The following is a 19,959-nucleotide window of genomic DNA, read 5'->3' as shown; positions in this document are numbered from 1 at the left end:
GAATGTTATTCATGAGAATTTAATTTCTTATCTCCATCACTTTTAATTCCTAGTTTCCCAATCATAAATTCGTAAAATTTTTCAATATAATCAAAATGCCAATGTGGACTAAAGATCTTGTCGTAGAATGTACTTTTTTTATCCTTACTAGATGCATTTAACCCATTGATCCAAAAAACAAATAGTAAAGTTATTGTCACACTAATGAAACCCAAAATAGTATGTCCTGTGAAATAAAAGTAAATGGGAACAGCTATAAATAAAAGATGGGCCACAGTAAAAGCAATCACAAATAAGAAAGCCATCACAGCCATCACATTACAAAGAAGCAATATAAACCCGTGAACAATATAGATTAAATGTTTCATTCGATCATCACTTCACAACACCCTTTTCATTTATCCTCTTCTACAATCACTATCGCATTATTGATAACCACGCGCTTTCCATCAATGTCAAACTTCACTTTATTTCCATAATCATTGACCTCTACATCGAACTTGCCTTTATACGTCTTGATGACCTTCCCATTTTGGTCATATACCGTTGCTGTGCGTTTCAGCCCGTTAACACTTGATTCATGATCTTTTACTGAGCGATCCCAACTCTCACTGCTACAGCCGGTTAAAGCTGAAAATGCCAGGATTACAAATGTTAGAATTAGCAAAATCTTTTTCATTCCACAAGCCCCTTTTTCTTTATTAAAAAACGTAAAGAACGGACTAATCAATTAGTCCGTTCTTCAGTCATATGTGCAATTTTTTTATCTGAGGTGTCAAACTCTACTGAGTATAACCTGTTGTTAGCTTTTACAGTATAGATTCCGTCATGGGCAGAAGGTGTTATTAGGATCTCAGCTTTTGGAATGCCTAATTGAGTTGAAACTGCCTGATATCTTTTTTCAGACTGCCTTTCCTCAATCTGTGCATACACCCCACTTAACGCCATAAGACCAATTAACACTATTAAACCAGCAATGAATACCGAAATCAGAGAGACCACGTATTTATTCGTGTTATCACCCAATGCTTACTGTCCTCTCTCATACACATCGTAGTTATTACCTGTCCCATTATTACCACTACCAACATGATTATAATTTCCACTGTTAAAGTCATTAACAAAATCGTTCGCATTTTTCATGGTGTTGTTTTGGGATTGTTTACTTTTAGATGTGCTGGAAGACGACTTACTGCTTGATGATTTATTGCTGCTTCCAGTGCTGCTTTTTTTACTTTCGCTATGGCTAGTGCTGCCCGAATTTGACTTAGATGTATAGGATCTTGATGAAGAAGAATTTGAGTATGATTTCGTGTTGGAGCTTGATTTACTAGACCCGTTTGAATATGAGCTGTACCCGGAATTCGATGATCCCGAACTGCTGCTTGAATTGGACGAGCTACCTGATTTATTCTGTGTTGCAGAAGTATTACTTGATTCCGCACTTGAAGTAGCATTTTCATTATCGTTTGTGCTTACTTGACTGCTGTCGTTTGCTGCTTTACTGTCACTGTCCTTCTGTGACGTTTTCTCAATCTCATTCAGCTTTTCTTTCGCTTTTTTGCTTATAGACTCTTGATCTTCAATTCTCTTTTTTAGCGTTTCAAGCTGTTTTCTCAGACTCTTTTTCGCAGTCTGATTGGAAATCTTATTTACTTCTTTTTCAATCTTTTTATAGGAATTCCAATCTTTCTTCGCATCTTTGAGTAATTTTTTTGTTTTGTCTATTTGTTCAATTTGATCATAAGCTTTAGATAAGTCTTTAGATAAATCTTTATACAAATCTTTGCTGATCGGCTTTACCTTATCTACGCTTTCCTTGGTAACAGAAAGAATAGACTTTGTGAGATCATCAACGATCACCCCGTCAACGATATCCTCTTTAACTGCATTTGAGGCCTCTAACATGATCGCAGCATTAGATGCTTTTTCTGCTAATGATTTCTGTTTCTTAGAATCAGCTACATCGGATACTAACTTCTGAGCCTTTTGAATATCATTCTTTGAAACCCCATCAGCCAAGTAATTATATTTTTTAGAAGCATATAATGAGTTAACTGCATCCGTTGCATTGTCTAACACACGAGCTTCTTCAGCATTTGCTTGGTATGAATGAAAAATTGTATAGCCAGGCACTCCTAAAATAATTGCACCGGCAACAATACCAGCAGCCAATTTCTTTCTCATACTTACACTCAACACCTTTTTAAATATATTTTTCCATTCACAATTTTACTATGGTTTGAGTTAAAAACATATGATGTAATTTGACTTGGAAGCCAGGATTCACACGTTTATCAATGAAACAGTCCAAAATCGTGAGTTTGTAGCAGTTGTTACTCACGGAACTCTATATCAGCCAAGTATTCAGACTTAACTTCATCTGAATCTGATAATGTAAGGCCAAACTTGCCGTCTACGACCGGTGAAAACCGTCACTCGCGCCAAGAAGAAATGTTCACCCAAAAGTATTGCATGGCCGTTATACCTTTGGAGGGGGACTTACCCTAGTATTCAATTAGTTTTTGTCAGCACTTTTAGCAACCAACAGCAGAAGTATATTCTGCACTCCCGTGAAAACTTTAGTTTTCCGTCCATTTACACCTGGTAAAACTATGGATTGGTAAGCTATTAATTGTGCTAAATCACTGACAAACGTGTGAATCCTGATCAGCCTCACTTTATTCAGAAATTATTTTTTGTAGCAAATAGTTAGGATGACAAACGATAGCAATGCCTTTGCTTGTGTTATATGTTTGGACTTTTTTAGCACCGGCATCAAGTAACACTTGTTTCAGCTGATGAACATTTGCATATCCAGTTTCACTTAAAAGAACTGATACCTTCTTAGCTCTTCCAGAGGTATTTCTCGGCCGTACTTGTGTACTTCGACGCGGCATTTTTGGAGCTTTATATACCTGGGTTACTTTTCTTGCCGGCTGAAAGGCTTCAGTCGTAAAAAGAAGACTAGAATGCGGGGAAACCCGTTTTCCCACAATAATACCGTCAGCGTTCTTCACGTTTCGAATATCTGAATAACACTGTGAAATCGGTCTTTTATTTTTAGTATGAGTATGTAAACATTCCTTACCGATCAACACATGAGTGCTGCCGTCAAACAATCTTAAAGAGCTTCCATACTCTTCAACGTCTTTTTCAGTCATTTTTTTTTCTAGCAATTTAACTTTAGCCAAGCTATTCCCTCCCTAAATTTTCAATCAGTGTAAAGACAACAAAAAAAGCCGCCAGTTAGTCTGACAGCTCCAAATCGATAAACATACATCGAAATGAATTTTACTTCAAAAGATGCCTCTCTTTTAAAGCTAAAATGATGTATGAATACAATAAATGGGGCAAGTTCACACTAACTTTCACTGTGAGCTATATCAAAACCAAGTTGCAGCCTGATTTTGATGGCCCTTATCCTGTTTTTACTAAACTTATTATTAACTGACTACATTGTGATAGCACACTTTGATAGTGTATGATTAATACACATACATACGGTTAAATTAACTGGTAGTTAAAACTTCAGAGACAACAGTGAATACGTTGGTTAAAACAAAAGTTGAATTCTAGTTCTTTTTACACAAAAACTGTTTGATATTAACAACAAAAAACCTTTTTCTGCATTTTTTTCACTGACTCTTTCACTAAGATAACAGACATTTTTTTAACTGTAAAGTATTTCAGTGAAATTTTTAACCGGTTTTTTTCACTGAGTAAAAAAACGCGAAAAATTGTAAGCGCTAGACCATATACAGGGTTTATTTTGCGAGGTGGTATAAGTGGGCAATAGAGAGCAATTTGATCTCTCTAAATACTTGTTAGAAAAAAGAAAACAAAAAGGGTTAAGCCAAACACAAGTAGCAAATGATACAGGGTTATCATCTGCTTATATTTCCATGCTTGAAAAAGGTGAAAGAAAAAGACCGACACAGGCAGTTATTAAAAAGTTGGCAACGGCGCTCTCCATTCCTAATATAGAAATGCTTCAAATAATGGAGTATATAGCATCAATGGAAGAAGATCATGTTAAAGAGAAGGATAAAGATACTTCAAAACAGATAAAATTATTTGATTTAACTGGATTAACTGAGGCAAGTATCAATCAAATTCAAAATCAAATTGACCAGTTAAAATCAAGTGAAAATAATAGTGTTATTCGTTTTTTTGATGTTACTGGGCTTTCAGAAAAGGATATAGAGCGCGTTAAGGAAGAGATAGAATTATTAAAAATTAGAAATGAATACATGAAATTAAAAAAGGACTAGCCTAAGTGCAGTCCTTTTTTTACTGATTACCGATCAATAGCTTATCGATCTCTTTCTTCAGCTGTCGAACATAGGCGCCTGGCTTCCTGGGTTCCGGATTCAGGCCGGATCTTCTCCTCAGCTGCAGCCGTGATCGAACACAAAAAAAGCTGACACTTATTGGTCAGCTTTTAATACATCCCTTTTTGGGCTACTTGAAATTGTCCAGGAGAATCAGCATTATTAGTGTATTGTATAGCTGCTGCAGCTCCTACAGTAGTAACAGCAAGCAAAGCAACGACAATCCAACCATTAATTTTCTTCATCCTAACGCCTCCGTTATTCTTTGAATTTGCTCTTTAGCATAAAAAGCTCTTTTCAAAAATTCGTGACTAGTCACTAAATCACCTTTTTTTTCATAAAGCTCTGAAATACCTTTTGCAATTTTGGATACGTCCGGCCAAAGATTACGCTCTTCTAAGAAAGCTAAAGATTGCTTTACTTCATCGATTGAAGGCTGCTCATAAAGATGATAAAGAATGTCGTGTTTTGCTTTATACTCATGATCATCAAATTTACGCGCCATTTCTATTCCTAATTCATACCAGTGATAAGCTTCTTCATTTTGCCCCATTGTATACAGTACTCTTGAAAGCATGTATACAGTTTGCTGTCCTTTAGGCGAATCCCTCAACCATTCATGCGAATAAGCTTCCCTAAAATAATGCAGAGCTAATTCAAGAGAACCTTTTTGCCAATGGACTAATCCAAGATTGTGGTAAATCTTAGTTATAGGCTTATCATAGCCATGATCCAAGGCCTCAGTCAAGGCATCACGAAAATATGCATCCGCATCATCTAAACGCCCCATATCATACAAATTAATACCGACCACCAAACTGCACTGAATAGCTTCGAGGTTCCACATATCACTTTTTTTATAAATATCCCTGGCTTTAGTTACTTTGTTGACTGACACCAAATGCTGGTCAATCTCATAATAAGCAACTCCAATCTTATAATGAAACTCCGCAAACTTCGTTTCCTCAATATTGGGAATACTCGATAACTTTTGTTCAGCTTTTTCATAAAAAGAAATTGCTTTAACATAATTTTTTTTAAAAAACTCATAATCCCCTGCAAACAATTCAAAATAAAAATTTATTAAAAGATCATGACTTCCCTTACTTAACATATTAACGACATCACCCATAGATGCCTCTTGATCAAAACAAAGGCTATGACGATGATCCAGTAGAATAAAATAATCAACCAGGTCCTTATTATCTTCAGCCTGACTTAACAATTGCTTTATTTCAGTTCTTTTCTCTATAGACTCATGAACCTTCTCCTGCATAATATAGTCATGCCATTTATTCAACAGATTGCCTACATAGGGAGACGGTACTTTTTTTACTTTGGACAACATACACTTCCCTCCAGCTATTCAAAAACAAAACTAGTCCTAATACTTATCGGCATCATCAAACATTTTAATAACAAAGAACATTTAGTACATAGTGTTTAATGTTCAAAGCTCATTTTTATGCTCTAAACCCAAGCATGTACTGATATCATACTAAACGGCTCAAACACAATCTATACAAGTTTTTAAGATAGGCCAAAGGGAATAACAGTATACGTTAGTGAAATCCCGCAGGAAAAATATATTAAAATACTATTGTTCTATCGAACGAACAACCCTTAAAAAAGGAACTTAAAACCTAAGGGTTTTAAGGAAATTCGCATTTATTTAGTGTATTTCTCTTGACTTTTAGAACTTGAAACTAGCAGAATAGCTGACTGTTCTAGGAAACAGGGCGAATTTCGATTGCCTATGTCTGTCGCGCAAAAAATAAAAACGGACAGACATAGGCAATCGATCAGGATTTGAAACTAGCGTCATAGAGACGTCTGAGGTTTCCAGTTCTGCCTTGCTATCGCCAGGCTTTCGCCTGCCATGACCTTTTTACATACAATGCTTGTCCTGTATGCAACTTCTACGGGGTTTGTCTCGTGTTCTCTCACACGGTCACACTCAATTGTGTGCCGCTACATAGAAGCTTGGCCATAGTTGCCCGCACCGTAGTGCGCCAAGCAACCTAGTGGTTTCTCCACATTCTCCGGACCGTTAATGGCCGTCCTCGCCATTCACCACAAGCGCAGCAAGGAACGCTTATTGTGGTATATCCCCGGGTTTGCGGTGGACGGGGCAACTCCTGACGTCAGTTTATTTTACACCCCTTAACGGCAGCTGGGTGACAAACAAAAAACGACAGAAAACCAAGTTTGATGCCGTACCAAACAGTGGTTTTCTGTCGTTCAAAAGAAGCCGAAAACTATTGACGTACACACTTGTTTTCGGTAAAATGAAGACATAACTAATCACATGTTTTGAATGGTGCGACATTCAAACGCTGAAGTGTTCGATGCTGCAACATCGGACACTTTTTATTTGTCATTCTTTATTTGTATTCAATTTTGCAAATAGCTCGCAAACAAAATATGTATCATCAAATCTATTAACCTTGTTGTCTGCAAACAACAGGGTTTTTTGTTGTTTATTTAGAATAACTAGAACCAGAATTCAATGCCAAAACTTTCACATTGACTTAACTTGACTTTATCTTACACGATTTTTTTTTTGACGTAAAGCCCCGGGCCTGAAATCACTTTTCTCTACTGATTTCACTGATTTCAGTTTTATTATATAGTCCTCAAATAGCCTGTATTTACTGCTTTTAAATGTGATTTCATTTTATTGACTTTAGTGATATAAGATGCTAGTATTGAGGAAAGTGAAATCAAAGGAGAGAATAAAAATATGAATATTTCTCGTATGAACGTGGACTTTGGAAACAGTATGTACATGAATTTAATTGATGGTTATTTTTTTGAATTGCCTACAAATGTAGTAGAGATATCTAAAGAAGCTGCTGAAGGAAAATTTACGAGTATCGTTGAAGATCCGGCAGATTTAAAGGACCGGTTATTAGTTTCTACAGTTATTGATGAAACAGAGAGATATTTTCTAGTTGGTGAACTTGCTGAACCAGAAGTGTTAGGCAACCAACACATCAAGAAGTTACATAATAAAGTAGAGTCACATATTCCATACGTAACATTTTTAGCTGCAACTGCTTATTACCAAGCGCTAAAAGGCAAACGTGAAGATAATGAAGTTACTATTGAATACTTTCAAACAATGCTACCAATTTGGCTTCTTAAAAAATTGGATAAGTTCAGTGAAATGCAGAAAAGGATGGCATCTAAATTTTTGGGCACTCACCAAGTAAAGGTGCTGACATTAGGATTAGAAAAAGAGCTTACTATAAAAGTGGAAGATGCAGCGTGCAGGATCGAATCTGAAGTAGCAAGATGGGCAATAAAGAAAAACTTTGACCTAGAAGATAAAGACTATGCCGAACAATTTAAAAATTATGACGTAGTTTTTTGTGATTTAGGTGGCGGAACAGATGATCTAGTATTACTACCAGCTGGATTAAAACCGCCAAAAAGTCGTGATTCTTTTGTTTCTAATACCGAAGCACCGTTTTTAGCGCACTTAGAAAAATTGAGAAAAGAAAAACTCCTAGAGCACTTTGATAGCGTTAGGGAGCTTGAAAAGTTTATATACTCAAATATTGGAAAAACCAAGATGGAACGAAGAGACGGGAATACCGGTCAGAAATTTGATTTAACTGATATCATCAAAAAATCTCTTAAAGAATACACAGAAATCAAAATAGCCCAAGCTGAAAATACGTTCCCTGCACCAAAAGATAAGGTTTACAAATACCTTTATTTTGGCGGTGTTGGCGAGGTGCTTGAAGAATCAATTAGTGTGGTTACTGAAGAGAGATATGGCCGTGATATTTCTGAATCAAATCATATAGTTGCTGAGGATGCAAGACTGCTCAACTTATATGGCCTTGAAGTTTTAAGCCGCGCTGAACAAGTAAAGAAACAGGCAAATGAAAAAGAGGCACAATCAATTTAGGTGATTAGAAATGGGGAAAAACAAAAGAATTCCACTCTTTAATGTCCGAACAACACAAATGTCTGATGAAATGTACGATTTTGTTTTAGAGCAGATTAGTACATTCAGTAAAGGTAAGAGTAAGGGTACCTTTAGAGAGTATGCCTTTCAGCTCATAGAAAGGGACATGCAACAACAGAAAGAGGAACAGCAGAATAGAGAAAAAGATCGTCATGTTCATGATGAATTAATTGCCATGAGAGAAGAAATGAAGAAAGAATTTCGTGATTTGAGGAAGAAAATTGATCAGGGATCGATCTACGTAGAACACAAAACAGCTGATCCAAAGTCAGCTTCAGAAACGATTGAAGAAGGTCAGTTAATCACTGAAAAAATCACTGGAACTATTGAAGAAGAATACGACTATGATTTTTAAGAGCCTGGATTAATCTAGGCTCTTTTTTTATACCATTTAAGGGAGGATTGCATGACAAACTTTTTTTAGTTGCAACACAGACGCCCTGAGCAACATTAGAATCCACTTAATCTGTATAAAATCTGTTTTATTGGCAATGCTGATACTATTAAAGGGAGGTCATAAAAATGAAATGTAAACATTGTGGTAAAACGGTCCGGATGTCAAAAGAAAAATATAATAAGAATCAAAAACTTTGTTCTAGTTGTTTTAAACTCTGGAAAAAAATTGGCCGCACCTGGGGGAAAGTTGGTTAAGAATAATGCAATTCACCATTAATACGGGCAAGGATAATTCTATATGAATCGTCTTTGTTGTATTTTTTTTGATACCAGTCAATTACACTCTCATTGTTGAGCGCCATTTTAAGAATTTCAGCTGCTAACTGTGTCTTTGTCATATCACAAGAAATGGCCAACTTCTTCAGCTTTTCATGTGTATTTGCATCCAATGAAGGATTAACTCGTGTTTTTTTATCCGAACGTACTTTTCTTTCTTCGACCTGGTTAGTCGTTTTTTTCTTCATATCATCTTCTCCCCCCAACTAAACATCAACTTATTTGAGATTATCCCACTAACACTGTAACACCGTAACAGTTTTCATCTGTTACTATGTTATTCTGTAACTCTTTAAAATATGTACAACCAATTAAAATTGTAGGCATGGTGACTGCATGCTACTTCTCCAAAAGATTAAGCCGGTGACACTTATATCATCTCATATGTACATAAAATATGTAATTATGCACATAAAATGTAGAGAATTAGTGAATATTCAATTATTTTGATATTTTTTGTTGTAACCGCTTAATCCATATGGTAATTTTGTTTTGGATTACCATATTAAAGGAGGTTTTTTTCTTGAAAAAAATTAAAAAAGTTCTAGTCTCTTCAGCTCTAAGTTTTACATTACTACTCCCTGTAACGGCACCAGCTGCATTGGCTGCATCAAAGCATGATTTTTGGTTTGAGTTTAAACATCAAGTTACTTCTAAAACGTACAGCCGCGGTGCTAGTAATATTAAAATTTATACTCATGCTGACACAGGTGGTAGTGGTGGCACTTTTAACATTGAACTATACAGAAAGCAGAAAAAAGGCAAAGCCAAATATCTTGGCTCTAAAAAGTTCTCTCAAAACGGTTCAACTACAAACAGTTATGGAAATAAAACTAAAGGGAAATTTTATTTTATTATGAAAAAGAAGAATAATGGAGCATCGACAGGAGGATACGGGGACATTTACAATTAAGTAACAGCTTATTATAAGAATAGGGTGATATAGTGTTACTTAATAGTTTTATTATTCCGTACGTTGTTTACGCTTATGTTTTGTTTGTTGTTTACCGTTTATTTGCTGTTTTCGTGCAAAAGAAGCCGAGATATACAATAGAGAAAAGTATTTATATACTTGCTACTTTTGTTTATCTTACAGGCGTTATTTGTATGACGCTATTTCCAATTCCAACTGACCCTTTATTAATTCATGACAGAGCCGCAGAAGGCTTCCAAGAAACTAATAACCTCATACCTTTTAACACCATGAAGGATGCACTAACAGGCTCAAGTTTATCCGTAACCGTATATCAGCTCGGCGGAAATATAATACTCTTGTTCCCATTAGGATGTTTTCTTCCTCTTCTTTTCAACAGAATGAGACAAGCAAAGCGTGTTATTATCGCTGGGTTTATTGCTTCACTCATCATAGAAACCTCACAGTTTACTATATCATCAGCGATTGGACTCACATACAGAAGCTTTGATGTAGATGATCTTATATTAAACACCCTAGGCTCTGCACTTGGATACCTATTTTATAAATTCGTTTATCCAATGGTTAGACAGGAGCTATTTGAAGTGGACAGCACTAACAAGACGTCTAGGAAACAAAAAGTACGTAAACATATATAAGAGCCAATTATGGCCATAAATCAATGAGAACCAGGAAGCCACTGGTTCTTTTTTATGACCAAATAGTTCTGTCTCACAATTCCAGACATTGATCTTCTTCAGCTGCGCGCATCACCGACACAGCCGCACCTGGCTTCCTGGTTTCCGGTACCGGCAGCATCTTTTCTTCAGCTGCAGCTGGTTCGCTCCTGGATGCCTGGCATCGATCTCTTTCTTCAGCTGCCACATCACGACAAGCCGCACCTGGCTTCCTGGTTTCCGGTACCGGCAGCATCTTTTCTTCAGCTGCAGCTGGTTCGCTCCTGGATGCCTGGCATCGATCTCTTTCTTCAGCTACCACATCACGACAAGCCGCACCTGGCTTCCTGGTTTCCGGTACCGGCAACATCTTTTCTTCAGCTGCAGCTGGTTTCACTGTTCAGAGAATATATGTACATAAAGCATATAATTATGTACATAATTGTAGAAATATAGATAATTTTCAATTATTTTGGTGTTTTTTGTTGTAATATTCCTGATCTCTATGGTAGTTTTGCTTTGTATTATCATTCAAAGGAGGGGTTAATTTGTCTTGATAAAAATTACTGGCTGCCAACGTCAACACTAATTTAGATTTCACATTATCGTTTAATTTTTCTCTTTTGCTGATTGAGTCATTACGAAAGAACCCAAAACCCCATGAATAGCTTCCACAGCTTTAATGGCTCAAATTATCAGCTGTATCTATACTCCATAGGATTCCTCAGTAAGAATTTCACCAGTGAGAAAACATAAGAAAATTCAATGCAACTTTAGCAAATTAAAAAATGAATAAAGGAGCCGTTCAATATGAAAGCAAACTTCAAGTACTGGTCAATAGCAGCTGTTTTGGGTATTTCTCTTTTTGATTTCATGGGAACAAGCAAAGTAGAGGCAGCAGAGGTAAAAGAATCTTTGCCTATTGAGGAAAAAATTCTGTCACAGGATGAAATTGAAGCTCAGAAGGAAGAGATTGCTTCTCAAATCAAAATTTTTGACGAAAATAACAAAGAGATTCATCCTTATACAACTGAACAGCTGAAAAGCATGATTAGACTTACAGAAGAGCAGCCTACAGATAATCCAATAAAGGTATTGAAAAAAACATATTCATCAGGCTACTTTGATTTTTACTATAACATTTGGCTTGGAAAAGGGACATATGGAAAAACTTTTAAAGATCCAAGTACCCTCATCGTAACCTATAAAGGAACAGCGAGAAAGTTTTCTGTATCCGCATTTTACGATGATGGTAGAGGTGGGGCTAAAGGTCGTGCCCAAAAGGTTACTTTACCTGGTGGATGGAAAGGCCAATTTCATATGAATTGGAACTTAAAAAAAGGGAAAAGCTATCACATTAAATTCGAAAATGAAGGAAACACTGATAAATTAATTACAATAAATCAAGCTACTTTGTGGTATAACTAATTTTGATATAAAAAAAGCAGACCTTAATCGGTCTGCTTTATTCCTGTAAACTCTTTTGATGTTCTTGTTTCAACTTATCAATATCCTCTTTAAATATATAGATTTCATACTTTTTCTTTGCTTCTTCAGACAGGTTATCATCTAAGTATTCACGAAGCTTTGCTTCACTCTTGGATTGATCCATCCCAATTATAATCTCCTGATCTGTTCGGCCAATTTGAAAGCTGAATAAACCAAACTCATCCATTACACTTTCCAACATTTCAGCAGTTGCTTTCTCGGTGTTTTCGTCAGTGCCACTTGCATATGAAGCCGTATTAAACATCAACAAAAAAGAAGCTATGACCAAGAATCCAATGAATTTCTTTTTCATTTCCCCGCCTCCTTTGTTTCCAGTAAATATCTTCCTAACGAGTATATCATGTCTAGCAATTGAAATCCTATAGAAGTTTTAACTCGTACTCTCATTTATGTTGCTACAACAATTGAATCCTGATGTCTAAACCCATTCCTTACCTGTAGCTGCTTTTTTGCAGATATTGTCTTGACTTTCCTTGTATTCTAAACCCACCTCGGCAACACTCGTTTATGTCGAATAAATTTACTTTTCATATGGAAAACTATCTAAAAAAGTTTAGGAAGGTAAAACATGAAACATAATAAAAATAAACCAACATTTAATCATTCGAAAACCATAGGTACATTTAGAAATGTTACAGATGATTCTAAAACAGCATATCTACAGCCCGATCCACACATATTGCATAATAATATGGATCTAGCCCGCCTTGACGGCCATAGAATTACTATTTGGAAAGATGGCAGATGTGAAAGTCACTTTAAAGTGACTTCATTAGGAGCGATGCCTTCGGGTATAACTGCTGCAAGGTCAGTATACGAGTTTCTCGATAGTGAAAATAAAACAATTAACAGATGGGAGGACGGTATCTTCCCTGTAGATTGTGGTGTAATTAACGAACCTCGTCACCGAAAAGGACGATATGACAGTAATCTCTATGACAGAATTGCTCATGTAGAGTTTCCGGTTCCAGGAACTTGGGAATGGTGCGATGATGATGATGATGATGATAGTAATATTACAACGTAAAAGCAGGTATAAACCTGCTTTTATATCGTTCACTTAGTGTTATGACCGTTATGCTTTATGTCCACCCACTAGCCTAGCTCGTTTTAACGCAGTTCCAGCTGTTGTATAAGAAATAGCTCTTAAAATCGCATTTGAGCCGTATTTTTCCCTTATGGAATCCATAACATGGCCAAGTTGACGTTCCTTTTCACTGTTTTCTTCAAAAAGAGACATCTGAAATTGGTTATCATCAACTACGTTCCCTAATGTAACTGATATGCTCCTTACCGTTTGACCTTGATAGAACTTCTTAAATAAACCAAGGCACGCTTTATAAAGTTTCATCGTGATATTAGTTGGTTGATCTATTGTTAAAGAACGATGAAAGCCGCCTCCGCCTACTGTGTGACTATAACCTAATCCTAAATGAATGGTTCTGCCTGCCTTTTTAGCCTTTCTAGCCCGGCTGGCCACTTCTTCACACATTTCTAATATGACTGATTTAATTTCAGCTTCTTTATCGTAATCCCTCAACAATATCTGGCTTTTCCCGAAAGAAATTTGCTCTTGCCTAATAGGCGTGCCCAGCTCGCTAAGATCCACACCATGTGCATGATAATAAATCTGACTCCCCATGATGCCAAACCGTTTTTCTAAAAGCTCCAATGGATAATTTGCAAGCTGTCCTACTGTGGCAATTCCCATTCGATTCAAATTCCGCTCCATTCGACTTCCTATGCCCCACATTTTCGATAATGGATGAACTGGCCATAATTTTGTTTGAACGTCTTCATATGTCCATTCCGCAATTCCTGAAGGGCTTTTCTTAGCTTCTAAGTCTAAGGCTAGTTTTGACATTAGCATATTTGGGCCGATTCCTACTGTTGCTGGTACACCAAAATCTCTGTAGATTGCATTTTGTATTCTTTTCGCCAGATCCATCGGTGTTCCCCATAGTCTCTTCAAAAAATCAAATCTAATTATACTCTCGTCGACACTATAGGTGAGTATATCTTCTGGTGAAGCAAACTGATAAAACAAATGAGTTATATTGGTGGAAAGCTTAATAAACATCCGCATCTGAGGATTTACAATGTGAATTTGAGGATGATCAGGTATTTCATAAAGGCGCGAACCTGTTTTAATACCAAATCGTTTTTTTAAAGCCGGTGATGCAGCTAAAACAACACTTCCTGATCGTTCAGTATCGCCTACCACAGCGAGATAACATTTCATGGGATCGAGGCCCAGCATAACTGCAGATGCACTGGCGTAAAAGCTACGCATATCTACGGTCAAAAAAGTACGTTTAGGAAGGCTATCATAGTCAATCATAAAACTTTTCTCCTTCAGCCAGCTCCACCTCGATCAAATCATCAACTGAAACAGCCTTAATATGCCCTTCATTCGTTTTTATTAACATTTCCCTCTCAATGTACTTAAAAGACCTTACAAAGCCTGTAAGCGATGAAATATGGCCATTTTCAAAATAGGAGATACTTAAAAGTTGGTTTCCTTGTTTTGCTTCATTAATTATAAGGGCCATTGCTTCAATTTTTTGTTCATCATTTTCAGGGCGCTTCATTTTTTCCATTTCAAGATTCAGCTGCTTTAACATTTCGTTGTGCTCCGGCAACATCATAGAAGTTGCCCATTTCATTAAACCTCGATCCTTTATCACTTGATCACACCCTCAAACATTTTTTGATTATATATTAACAGAACATACGTTCCTTTAGTACAGGAAAGTTTCTCCAAGTAAAAACGCCCGGATCTCTCCGGGCATATTTTATTTTGGCAACTCTTCAATTAGATACTGAAAAAAAATAAAAAAGTATCTGGAAATCTCCAGATACTTTATCACTGCTTAACCGTATTCTTTTTTTCTTCTTTCTCTTGGAACATAGACAGTAATTCGTCATCTAATCGGGCCTTATCCCATTTGTGAAAATAATTCCTTCCGGTTACACCGAATACAGTCTTTGAATTAAACACTGAGTATAGGAAAGTTTCTGCTGTCCGTTTCGGAATAGTGGCATAAAGGATTTCATCTTTTACATTATTAGCATCATTAAGATATTGATCAAAATACTTCCCCGCTCGGTCATCTTTATTCAATTCTTGAATAGCATGTAAATCCTTTATGTCATATTCTCTGTCAAAAGATATTTGAAGACGATACTTTTCCCTGGTGTTATCAAGCATGTCGTCCAACACTTTAGCGTCAATTGCATAATTCCCAACAAGTTCCCTTTCAATTGAATCATACAGTCTTAGAACTTCTCTTATATTAACGAGGTTACTTATATGAGTCGCTGTACTTAAACAAACCATCATACAACCAATAAAACTTAATATAAACAGCGTTTCTGAAGGCAAGTTAACTCCAATCAATGGCAACCCAGCCCCTAAAATTACTGGATAAAATACTAAAAACAAAAACCGCCATACAACTGAGAATAGAATACTGTTTTTCATCTTCTTAATGTGCTTTATATTCTTCATGTCTACCTCTCTTTCCAACCTTTATACTCTCTATCGGTAATTTTTAGCATATCTTCAGCATTTTTTTCACACTCTTAAATGAAACTCAACAATTCAATCTTACCCAAATTATGATATTTCTGCTATCAAAATTCCCTTTGAAAATTTTTTCATCTAATCCATAAAAGTCTTTGCAGTGAAAAATTGATATTTATATATATCACGGGTAAGGAGGAACATTTTATATGAAATATATTCTTAGTGTCTTATTAATTGAATGGTTAATCAACAGAGCACTTGATATGCTATCTGGCTATATAGCAACAAAAGTTAAATCATTTTTAGGAAGAAAACAGAATAAATATTCTGATTACTTCGAGGACAGCCGGCGTCATCGATTATGATGATTCCTTTGAAGTTCTCGGATGGTCAGAAAACTAAAGTTTTCTTTTATTAAAACGCAGGCATCGAGCCTGCTTAGATACTGCTGAAGCAGCATCTTAAACCCAAAAAGAAGCAGAAAGGCTCCCGGAAAGCCCTGGTCGCATTTCCGCAAAACGAATGCCGGCAACCGCCGGCATGATTAAATCCTTTTTTTAGACGCCTTTTTTGTTTTTGTCCAGCCAAACGCCCCCACCCTGGCCAGCTGAAGCTGCCCGGGGGCTTTAGCATTTCACATTCAACATCGGCAAGCAACACGCCGGGCACGCCCGCCGCGTTACTATCCGTGTTTCATAAAAGCACACAAGGGCCGCCAATTTTTTTGTGAACGGACAGCTGCACGCATCTGTCACAAATAAATTGGTCTTAACGATCCGTAAAGGGCTGCAGAACACCCCTTAACGGATCGTAACCCCTTGTGTGCTTTTTGGCTGTGAATGCAATTCGGCCTCCGCAAAAACAAAAAAGTCTTAAAAAAAGGAGCTGTTACATATGTTTTTCACATCTATTGTATGGCATAAAGAAGACCTGAAATCCGCATTAGAATCCAAAGGATTCCTTGGCACTGAGAAGAATATTGAAGCCTGCATTACCAATGGCTTTGAACAAACATTAAAAGAAAGAAGCGTTGAAGAAGGATGGACAATATTAGATGACCTAATTGGATCAATCGAATCACAGCTAGATAAAACCGAGTCAAAGGCGTACTGCAGTTTTTGGACTTATAAAGCGTCCGCCAATGAATACCCTGAAACACAGGTAAGATTTTGTGTTTACGAGGACTGGTTAGAAGAAGTTCTAAATCGCAGATTTACTGATATCCCTGATATCAGTACCTTCACGAGTGAATATACGTACGACCAAACTAAACTCATTTTTGAAATAGCAACTGAAAATAAAAGTGAAAGTGGACTAACCATTTTGAAGGAGGATGAAGGAGAATGAACGTAAACGCAACACAAGCAATTCAACGGCAAATAAAAAAAGAGCATGTGACCCCGACCAAAGAATCACTGCTCAAATCAATACGTGAATCAAAGTATACCACAATCAGCAAACTATTAAAATATGGCGATTCAAATAAGGTCATGACTCATATTGCTGAACTTGAATCCCAGGGAGAGATCATCGTATTCGATGACAAAATTATAGCAGTCAGTTCACGAATAACACTTTCTTTAATCGGGCTGTTATTTTTCGGAACAGTAATCTTCGGGAACCTCATAGCTTAAAACATTCCCATTCCAAAGGAGCAATATATGATGATACTTGTAAGACTCGATAGGACAGTAACTATCTATAAACCAATTACAGCTGATTCCGGTAGAATCATAAGCAGTCGTTACAAAGACCTCTCCGCACACCTGGAAACTGCTAGAGAAATCAAAGTCGATTATCCTTTTGAGATGAAGAAACGCCTTAAATACGTTGAAAAATTAGGGTTTAGACTAAAAGAAACACTTCATTTTGACGATACAGCCCCTTACAGCCGAAACAGACAAATATGGTCAAAATAACATTGTAAAACCAGGCTTCAAATAGCCTGGTTTTTTCGCCGCCTTTGGCGGACGAATGGACGGAAAACTAAAGTTTTCCTTGATCAAAAGCAGGCATCGAGCCTGCTTGGAGGCTGCTAAAGCAGCCTCTAAAACCACAAAAACCTTCTTGTAAGGCTTTGTTAACACAAAGCCTTACAAACCCCTTTCAACACCCCTAACCCTTCAGATTCCAGCTGAAAGAGCTATATCTCATATCGATTACATTAAATGATTTCTTTAGGAGTTTTCAGGAATCCTTACTTTGGGGTCCCCCTACGGGTCTGCTCCCGGACTGTAAGCCGGCCAAAAACGCCGGCCAACATTCCGCGGCATCTCGCTTCCCTCTAAAATGCCCGATAACATGCATCTGTAAGCTTCCGGATTGCCTGCGGCGGATCCTGAAGCAACAGCTGCATTGTTCCTGGTCATTTCTTCACGAGTGAACGAGGACGGAAGATCAAAAAAAGCAGAAAGGCTCCCGTAAAGCCCCGGTCGCATTTCCGCAAAAAGAATGCCGGCAGCTGCCGGCATGATTAAATCTTTTTTTAGACGCCTTTTTTGTTTTTGTCCAGCCAAACGCCCCCATTCTTGGCCAGCTAAAGCTGCCCGGGGGCTTTAGCATTTCACATTCAACATCGGCAAGCAACACGCCGGGCACGCCCGCCGCGTTACTATCCGTGTTTCATAAAAGCACACAAGGGCCGCCAATTTTTTTGTAAACGGACAGCTGCCCGCAGCTGTCACAAATAAATTGGTCTTAACGATCCGTAAAGGGCCACAAAACACCCCTTAACGGCTCGTAATCTCTTGTGTGCTTTTTGGCTGTGAATGCAATTCGGCCTCCGCAAAAACAAAAAAGTCTTAAAAAAAGGAGAATTCACATGCAAGAGATCATTTTAGTGATAATAGCACTTTCATTATTTGGCTTTTTATCAGTTATCACTATCAGAACAAAAGGTGAAGGCAAAAGGTATTCCATCTTGGTTTTACTAATTGCCATAGCGTTTCTTGGTGTAGTTTGTTGCAGTAAATTTTCCTAAAAACTCAAAAGGAGAGGGTCAAATGAATGTCAATACAGCAGACGTGAATCTAGTTGGTTCTATGTCACTCAATGAGTTTCTTGAAATAGCCAAAGAAGAGTACCAAGCATTAACAGGCATACCTGAAGCTATACCTTTCGATAAAGCCTTGTTACAAGGTCATTCAGAGGAAAGTTTGGAAGCTATTTGCGGCACTTTCTGTGACTTCATAGATACAGTAATTTTGAATTTCATGGATCATAATCAATTCTTTTCAGAGAATGAGTTCATATCATATGAGCCTGCTATGTATTGCGATTCTGACGAACAAGGGATAAATGAATTTGATTGTTTCGTAGAATCTATTTTTAAACGCAACGGTAAGTATCATTTTTTCCGTATAGGCTATGTTTTCACCTATAAAGATATAGAGAATGAGTTTACTTTCCAAACGTGTCTTACTGCCATAGAAAACAGTTTGAAATCTCAAATACAGGGGTGTTATCAAAATGATAAACCAAGTACATTTTGACATATATCAAGCAACTCTTGAAAAACAACAAGGCGATCCGGCAGTAGTCATTCCTATGCCTGTCCCTGACACCGAAGCAAACGCTATGGGATACCTACAAAAGCTGGTTTCTCCATTAAAGTGGAAGGTCATAGAATGTAAACATTCAGGAGAAAAAATAGTACCTAGCAACAACGATTTCGATTATGAACGAGTAAATGTGAAAAACGGTATAAATTAAAAACACAAGCATACAGATTGGTTGGCAGGGATTGGTCCCCCTGCCCTCAATCATCAAAGGAGACGAAAACAGCAATGAAATCTTTAACTATCTATGAAATTCTCACTCGCTACAAAACCTTTGAAGAACTTTGTGAAGCTCTTGATTCTTGCTTTGATCTTCACGACTTAGGTTATGTAGACGAAAACACACAAGCGAACTATATAAAGCTTTCAGAGATATCGGCAATCGATCTATTATATATGTGGAAACAAGCCAAAAAAGACAAATCGCTCCCGCCTTATGCGGAGCTTTCAAACTATGAAAAGGCGAAAGTCACCACAATCTACACTTACGTTGGTGAATTAATACCAAATGAGAACGGCATAAATGATCACTTAGGTTGTGCCTGGTTTACAGTTCCCAGCGATTGGGCAGAAAGTAAAGCGAAACAGCACGGCTATGACTCACTGTCTGAATTTCAAAGTGAGTACATCATGGATGACACTGCCGGCTGGCTACAGGATGCAATTGCGACATCTAACGTATTAATCTGCGGTGCAGGAAACCCACCCCATTCCAAAGGAGTGAGATAA

At 37.2% G+C, this 19,959-nt stretch carries 27 protein-coding genes; 13 read left to right on the top strand and 14 right to left on the bottom strand.

What is annotated here, in order from left to right; translation table 11 throughout:
* Positions 1-5: 5 nt before the first annotated feature.
* From NSQ09_RS22705 to NSQ09_RS22685, 5 genes are all read right to left on the bottom strand, one after another.
* Positions 6-368, bottom strand: coding sequence for a hypothetical protein (locus tag NSQ09_RS22705; protein ID WP_341032804.1), 363 nt, complete (start codon positions 366-368; stop codon positions 6-8).
* Between the two features lie 26 nt (positions 369-394).
* Entirely contained in the window at positions 395-679 is a 285-nt protein-coding gene (locus tag NSQ09_RS22700) for a DUF5052 domain-containing protein (protein WP_341032802.1), read from the bottom strand.
* 47 nt (positions 680-726) lie between these two features.
* The gene (locus NSQ09_RS22695) at positions 727-1,026 is read right to left on the bottom strand and encodes a type IV pilus modification PilV family protein (protein ID WP_282326645.1); all 300 of its coding nucleotides are present in this window, start codon (positions 1,024-1,026) and stop codon (positions 727-729) included.
* 3 nt (positions 1,027-1,029) lie between these two features.
* Positions 1,030-2,187 carry a hypothetical protein gene (locus NSQ09_RS22690; RefSeq protein WP_341032801.1) on the bottom strand — a complete coding sequence of 386 codons (1,158 nt, stop codon included), beginning with the start codon at positions 2,185-2,187 and terminating at the stop codon, positions 1,030-1,032.
* Positions 2,188-2,681: 494 nt separating this feature from the next.
* Positions 2,682-3,194: a hypothetical protein gene (locus tag NSQ09_RS22685; RefSeq protein WP_282326649.1), complete on the bottom strand. Its 513-nt coding sequence runs from the start codon at positions 3,192-3,194 to the stop codon at positions 2,682-2,684.
* Positions 3,195-3,788: 594 nt separating this feature from the next.
* Here NSQ09_RS22685 and NSQ09_RS22680 point away from each other — a divergent pair.
* The gene (locus NSQ09_RS22680; protein WP_013603187.1) at positions 3,789-4,274 is read left to right on the top strand and encodes a helix-turn-helix domain-containing protein; all 486 of its coding nucleotides are present in this window, start codon (positions 3,789-3,791) and stop codon (positions 4,272-4,274) included.
* A gap of 170 nt (positions 4,275-4,444) precedes the next feature.
* On the opposite strand, the gene NSQ09_RS22675 is transcribed toward NSQ09_RS22680, so the two are convergent.
* Both NSQ09_RS22675 and NSQ09_RS22670 read right to left on the bottom strand, forming a co-directional pair.
* Entirely contained in the window at positions 4,445-4,579 is a 135-nt protein-coding gene (locus tag NSQ09_RS22675) for a hypothetical protein (protein WP_013603186.1), read from the bottom strand.
* A complete protein-coding gene (locus tag NSQ09_RS22670; RefSeq protein WP_013603185.1) occupies positions 4,576-5,682 on the bottom strand; it encodes a tetratricopeptide repeat protein in 1,107 nt (368 codons plus the stop codon). The genes NSQ09_RS22675 and NSQ09_RS22670 overlap by 4 nt, the downstream gene beginning before the upstream one ends.
* Before the next feature lie 1,395 nt (positions 5,683-7,077).
* On the opposite strand from NSQ09_RS22670, the gene NSQ09_RS22665 reads away from it, so the two are divergent.
* Together NSQ09_RS22665 and NSQ09_RS22660 are read left to right on the top strand one after the other, a co-directional pair.
* Positions 7,078-8,253 carry an Alp7A family actin-like protein gene (locus NSQ09_RS22665; protein WP_013603291.1) on the top strand — a complete coding sequence of 392 codons (1,176 nt, stop codon included), beginning with the start codon at positions 7,078-7,080 and terminating at the stop codon, positions 8,251-8,253.
* 10 nt (positions 8,254-8,263) lie between these two features.
* Complete coding sequence (locus NSQ09_RS22660; protein WP_013603290.1) at positions 8,264-8,668, top strand: hypothetical protein; 405 nt, start codon at positions 8,264-8,266, stop codon at positions 8,666-8,668.
* 292 nt (positions 8,669-8,960) lie between these two features.
* On the opposite strand, the gene NSQ09_RS22655 is transcribed toward NSQ09_RS22660, so the two are convergent.
* Complete coding sequence (locus tag NSQ09_RS22655; protein WP_013603288.1) at positions 8,961-9,233, bottom strand: hypothetical protein; 273 nt, start codon at positions 9,231-9,233, stop codon at positions 8,961-8,963.
* Between the two features lie 335 nt (positions 9,234-9,568).
* On the opposite strand from NSQ09_RS22655, the gene NSQ09_RS22650 reads away from it, so the two are divergent.
* Entirely contained in the window at positions 9,569-9,958 is a 390-nt protein-coding gene (locus NSQ09_RS22650) for a hypothetical protein (protein WP_013603287.1), read from the top strand.
* A 32-nt stretch (positions 9,959-9,990) separates the two neighbouring features.
* Complete coding sequence (locus tag NSQ09_RS22645) at positions 9,991-10,617, top strand: VanZ family protein (protein ID WP_013603286.1); 627 nt, start codon at positions 9,991-9,993, stop codon at positions 10,615-10,617.
* A 73-nt stretch (positions 10,618-10,690) separates the two neighbouring features.
* Here the strand turns inward: NSQ09_RS22645 and NSQ09_RS22640 are convergent, their stop codons facing one another.
* On the bottom strand, positions 10,691-11,005 hold the full coding sequence (locus NSQ09_RS22640; protein ID WP_219145028.1) for a hypothetical protein: 315 nt from the start codon (positions 11,003-11,005) through the stop codon (positions 10,691-10,693).
* Positions 11,006-11,445: 440 nt separating this feature from the next.
* On the opposite strand from NSQ09_RS22640, the gene NSQ09_RS22635 reads away from it, so the two are divergent.
* Entirely contained in the window at positions 11,446-12,063 is a 618-nt protein-coding gene (locus NSQ09_RS22635) for a hypothetical protein (RefSeq protein WP_282326670.1), read from the top strand.
* A gap of 37 nt (positions 12,064-12,100) precedes the next feature.
* Here the strand turns inward: NSQ09_RS22635 and NSQ09_RS22630 are convergent, their stop codons facing one another.
* On the bottom strand, positions 12,101-12,388 hold the full coding sequence (locus tag NSQ09_RS22630; protein WP_439187723.1) for a hypothetical protein: 288 nt from the start codon (positions 12,386-12,388) through the stop codon (positions 12,101-12,103).
* Positions 12,389-12,712: 324 nt separating this feature from the next.
* On the opposite strand from NSQ09_RS22630, the gene NSQ09_RS22625 reads away from it, so the two are divergent.
* The gene (locus NSQ09_RS22625) at positions 12,713-13,171 is read left to right on the top strand and encodes a hypothetical protein (protein ID WP_341032788.1); all 459 of its coding nucleotides are present in this window, start codon (positions 12,713-12,715) and stop codon (positions 13,169-13,171) included.
* 48 nt (positions 13,172-13,219) lie between these two features.
* Here the strand turns inward: NSQ09_RS22625 and NSQ09_RS22620 are convergent, their stop codons facing one another.
* The 3 genes from NSQ09_RS22620 to NSQ09_RS22610 form a co-directional block, all read right to left on the bottom strand.
* On the bottom strand, positions 13,220-14,485 hold the full coding sequence (locus NSQ09_RS22620; protein WP_341032786.1) for a Y-family DNA polymerase: 1,266 nt from the start codon (positions 14,483-14,485) through the stop codon (positions 13,220-13,222).
* Positions 14,478-14,810, bottom strand: a complete 333-nt coding sequence (locus tag NSQ09_RS22615) for a YolD-like family protein (RefSeq protein ID WP_052006222.1) — start codon at positions 14,808-14,810, stop codon at positions 14,478-14,480. The genes NSQ09_RS22620 and NSQ09_RS22615 overlap by 8 nt, the downstream gene beginning before the upstream one ends.
* 200 nt (positions 14,811-15,010) lie before the next feature.
* Positions 15,011-15,655, bottom strand: coding sequence for a hypothetical protein (locus NSQ09_RS22610; RefSeq protein WP_282326676.1), 645 nt, complete (start codon positions 15,653-15,655; stop codon positions 15,011-15,013).
* Positions 15,656-16,567: 912 nt separating this feature from the next.
* Here NSQ09_RS22610 and NSQ09_RS22605 point away from each other — a divergent pair.
* From NSQ09_RS22605 to NSQ09_RS22595, 3 genes are read left to right on the top strand one after another with little or no spacing between them, the layout of a single operon-like run.
* On the top strand, positions 16,568-17,020 hold the full coding sequence (locus NSQ09_RS22605; protein WP_341032783.1) for a hypothetical protein: 453 nt from the start codon (positions 16,568-16,570) through the stop codon (positions 17,018-17,020).
* A complete protein-coding gene (locus NSQ09_RS22600) occupies positions 17,017-17,307 on the top strand; it encodes a hypothetical protein (protein WP_341032781.1) in 291 nt (96 codons plus the stop codon). The genes NSQ09_RS22605 and NSQ09_RS22600 overlap by 4 nt, the downstream gene beginning before the upstream one ends.
* Before the next feature lie 27 nt (positions 17,308-17,334).
* Positions 17,335-17,592, top strand: a complete 258-nt coding sequence (locus NSQ09_RS22595) for a hypothetical protein (RefSeq protein WP_341032779.1) — start codon at positions 17,335-17,337, stop codon at positions 17,590-17,592.
* A 294-nt stretch (positions 17,593-17,886) separates the two neighbouring features.
* Here NSQ09_RS22595 and NSQ09_RS22590 read toward each other — a convergent pair whose 3' ends face one another.
* The gene (locus NSQ09_RS22590; RefSeq protein ID WP_013603268.1) at positions 17,887-18,189 is read right to left on the bottom strand and encodes a hypothetical protein; all 303 of its coding nucleotides are present in this window, start codon (positions 18,187-18,189) and stop codon (positions 17,887-17,889) included.
* A 486-nt stretch (positions 18,190-18,675) separates the two neighbouring features.
* Here NSQ09_RS22590 and NSQ09_RS22585 point away from each other — a divergent pair, with 486 nt between their 5' ends.
* The 3 genes from NSQ09_RS22585 to NSQ09_RS22575 all read left to right on the top strand — a co-directional run bounded on the left by NSQ09_RS22585 (position 18,676) and on the right by NSQ09_RS22575 (position 19,959).
* Complete coding sequence (locus NSQ09_RS22585) at positions 18,676-19,164, top strand: hypothetical protein (protein ID WP_341032776.1); 489 nt, start codon at positions 18,676-18,678, stop codon at positions 19,162-19,164.
* A complete protein-coding gene (locus NSQ09_RS22580; protein WP_341032774.1) occupies positions 19,142-19,384 on the top strand; it encodes a hypothetical protein in 243 nt (80 codons plus the stop codon). The genes NSQ09_RS22585 and NSQ09_RS22580 overlap by 23 nt, the downstream gene beginning before the upstream one ends.
* A 74-nt stretch (positions 19,385-19,458) precedes the next feature.
* Positions 19,459-19,959 (top strand): hypothetical protein, encoded by a 501-nt coding sequence (locus NSQ09_RS22575; RefSeq protein WP_013603264.1) that lies wholly within the window; start codon positions 19,459-19,461, stop codon positions 19,957-19,959.

This window comes from Bacillus sp. FSL W8-1202 (assembly GCF_038006165.1).
In the GTDB taxonomy this organism is placed as follows: domain Bacteria; phylum Bacillota; class Bacilli; order Bacillales; family Bacillaceae; genus Bacillus; species Bacillus subtilis.
The sequence above is the reverse complement of the archived record's forward strand: the minus strand, read 5'-3'. Positions and strand labels throughout refer to the sequence as shown.

Coding starts and splice junctions, on each gene's coding strand:
- NSQ09_RS22580 (WP_341032774.1), top strand. CDS start 19,142: ATGATAAACCAAGTACATTTTGACATATATCAAGCAACTCTTGAAAAA.
- NSQ09_RS22595 (WP_341032779.1), top strand. CDS start 17,335: ATGATGATACTTGTAAGACTCGATAGGACAGTAACTATCTATAAACCA.
- NSQ09_RS22630 (WP_439187723.1), bottom strand. CDS start 12,388: ATGTTTAATACGGCTTCATATGCAAGTGGCACTGACGAAAACACCGAG.
- NSQ09_RS22705 (WP_341032804.1), bottom strand. CDS start 368: ATGAAACATTTAATCTATATTGTTCACGGGTTTATATTGCTTCTTTGT.
- NSQ09_RS22665 (WP_013603291.1), top strand. CDS start 7,078: ATGAATATTTCTCGTATGAACGTGGACTTTGGAAACAGTATGTACATG.
- NSQ09_RS22655 (WP_013603288.1), bottom strand. CDS start 9,233: ATGAAGAAAAAAACGACTAACCAGGTCGAAGAAAGAAAAGTACGTTCG.
- NSQ09_RS22660 (WP_013603290.1), top strand. CDS start 8,264: ATGGGGAAAAACAAAAGAATTCCACTCTTTAATGTCCGAACAACACAA.
- NSQ09_RS22640 (WP_219145028.1), bottom strand. CDS start 11,005: ATGTTGCCGGTACCGGAAACCAGGAAGCCAGGTGCGGCTTGTCGTGAT.
- NSQ09_RS22690 (WP_341032801.1), bottom strand. CDS start 2,187: ATGAGAAAGAAATTGGCTGCTGGTATTGTTGCCGGTGCAATTATTTTA.
- NSQ09_RS22670 (WP_013603185.1), bottom strand. CDS start 5,682: ATGTTGTCCAAAGTAAAAAAAGTACCGTCTCCCTATGTAGGCAATCTG.
- NSQ09_RS22635 (WP_282326670.1), top strand. CDS start 11,446: ATGAAAGCAAACTTCAAGTACTGGTCAATAGCAGCTGTTTTGGGTATT.
- NSQ09_RS22675 (WP_013603186.1), bottom strand. CDS start 4,579: ATGAAGAAAATTAATGGTTGGATTGTCGTTGCTTTGCTTGCTGTTACT.
- NSQ09_RS22585 (WP_341032776.1), top strand. CDS start 18,676: ATGAATGTCAATACAGCAGACGTGAATCTAGTTGGTTCTATGTCACTC.
- NSQ09_RS22615 (WP_052006222.1), bottom strand. CDS start 14,810: ATGAAATGGGCAACTTCTATGATGTTGCCGGAGCACAACGAAATGTTA.
- NSQ09_RS22600 (WP_341032781.1), top strand. CDS start 17,017: ATGAACGTAAACGCAACACAAGCAATTCAACGGCAAATAAAAAAAGAG.
- NSQ09_RS22700 (WP_341032802.1), bottom strand. CDS start 679: ATGAAAAAGATTTTGCTAATTCTAACATTTGTAATCCTGGCATTTTCA.
- NSQ09_RS22605 (WP_341032783.1), top strand. CDS start 16,568: ATGTTTTTCACATCTATTGTATGGCATAAAGAAGACCTGAAATCCGCA.
- NSQ09_RS22625 (WP_341032788.1), top strand. CDS start 12,713: ATGAAACATAATAAAAATAAACCAACATTTAATCATTCGAAAACCATA.
- NSQ09_RS22610 (WP_282326676.1), bottom strand. CDS start 15,655: ATGAAGAATATAAAGCACATTAAGAAGATGAAAAACAGTATTCTATTC.
- NSQ09_RS22575 (WP_013603264.1), top strand. CDS start 19,459: ATGAAATCTTTAACTATCTATGAAATTCTCACTCGCTACAAAACCTTT.
- NSQ09_RS22620 (WP_341032786.1), bottom strand. CDS start 14,485: ATGATTGACTATGATAGCCTTCCTAAACGTACTTTTTTGACCGTAGAT.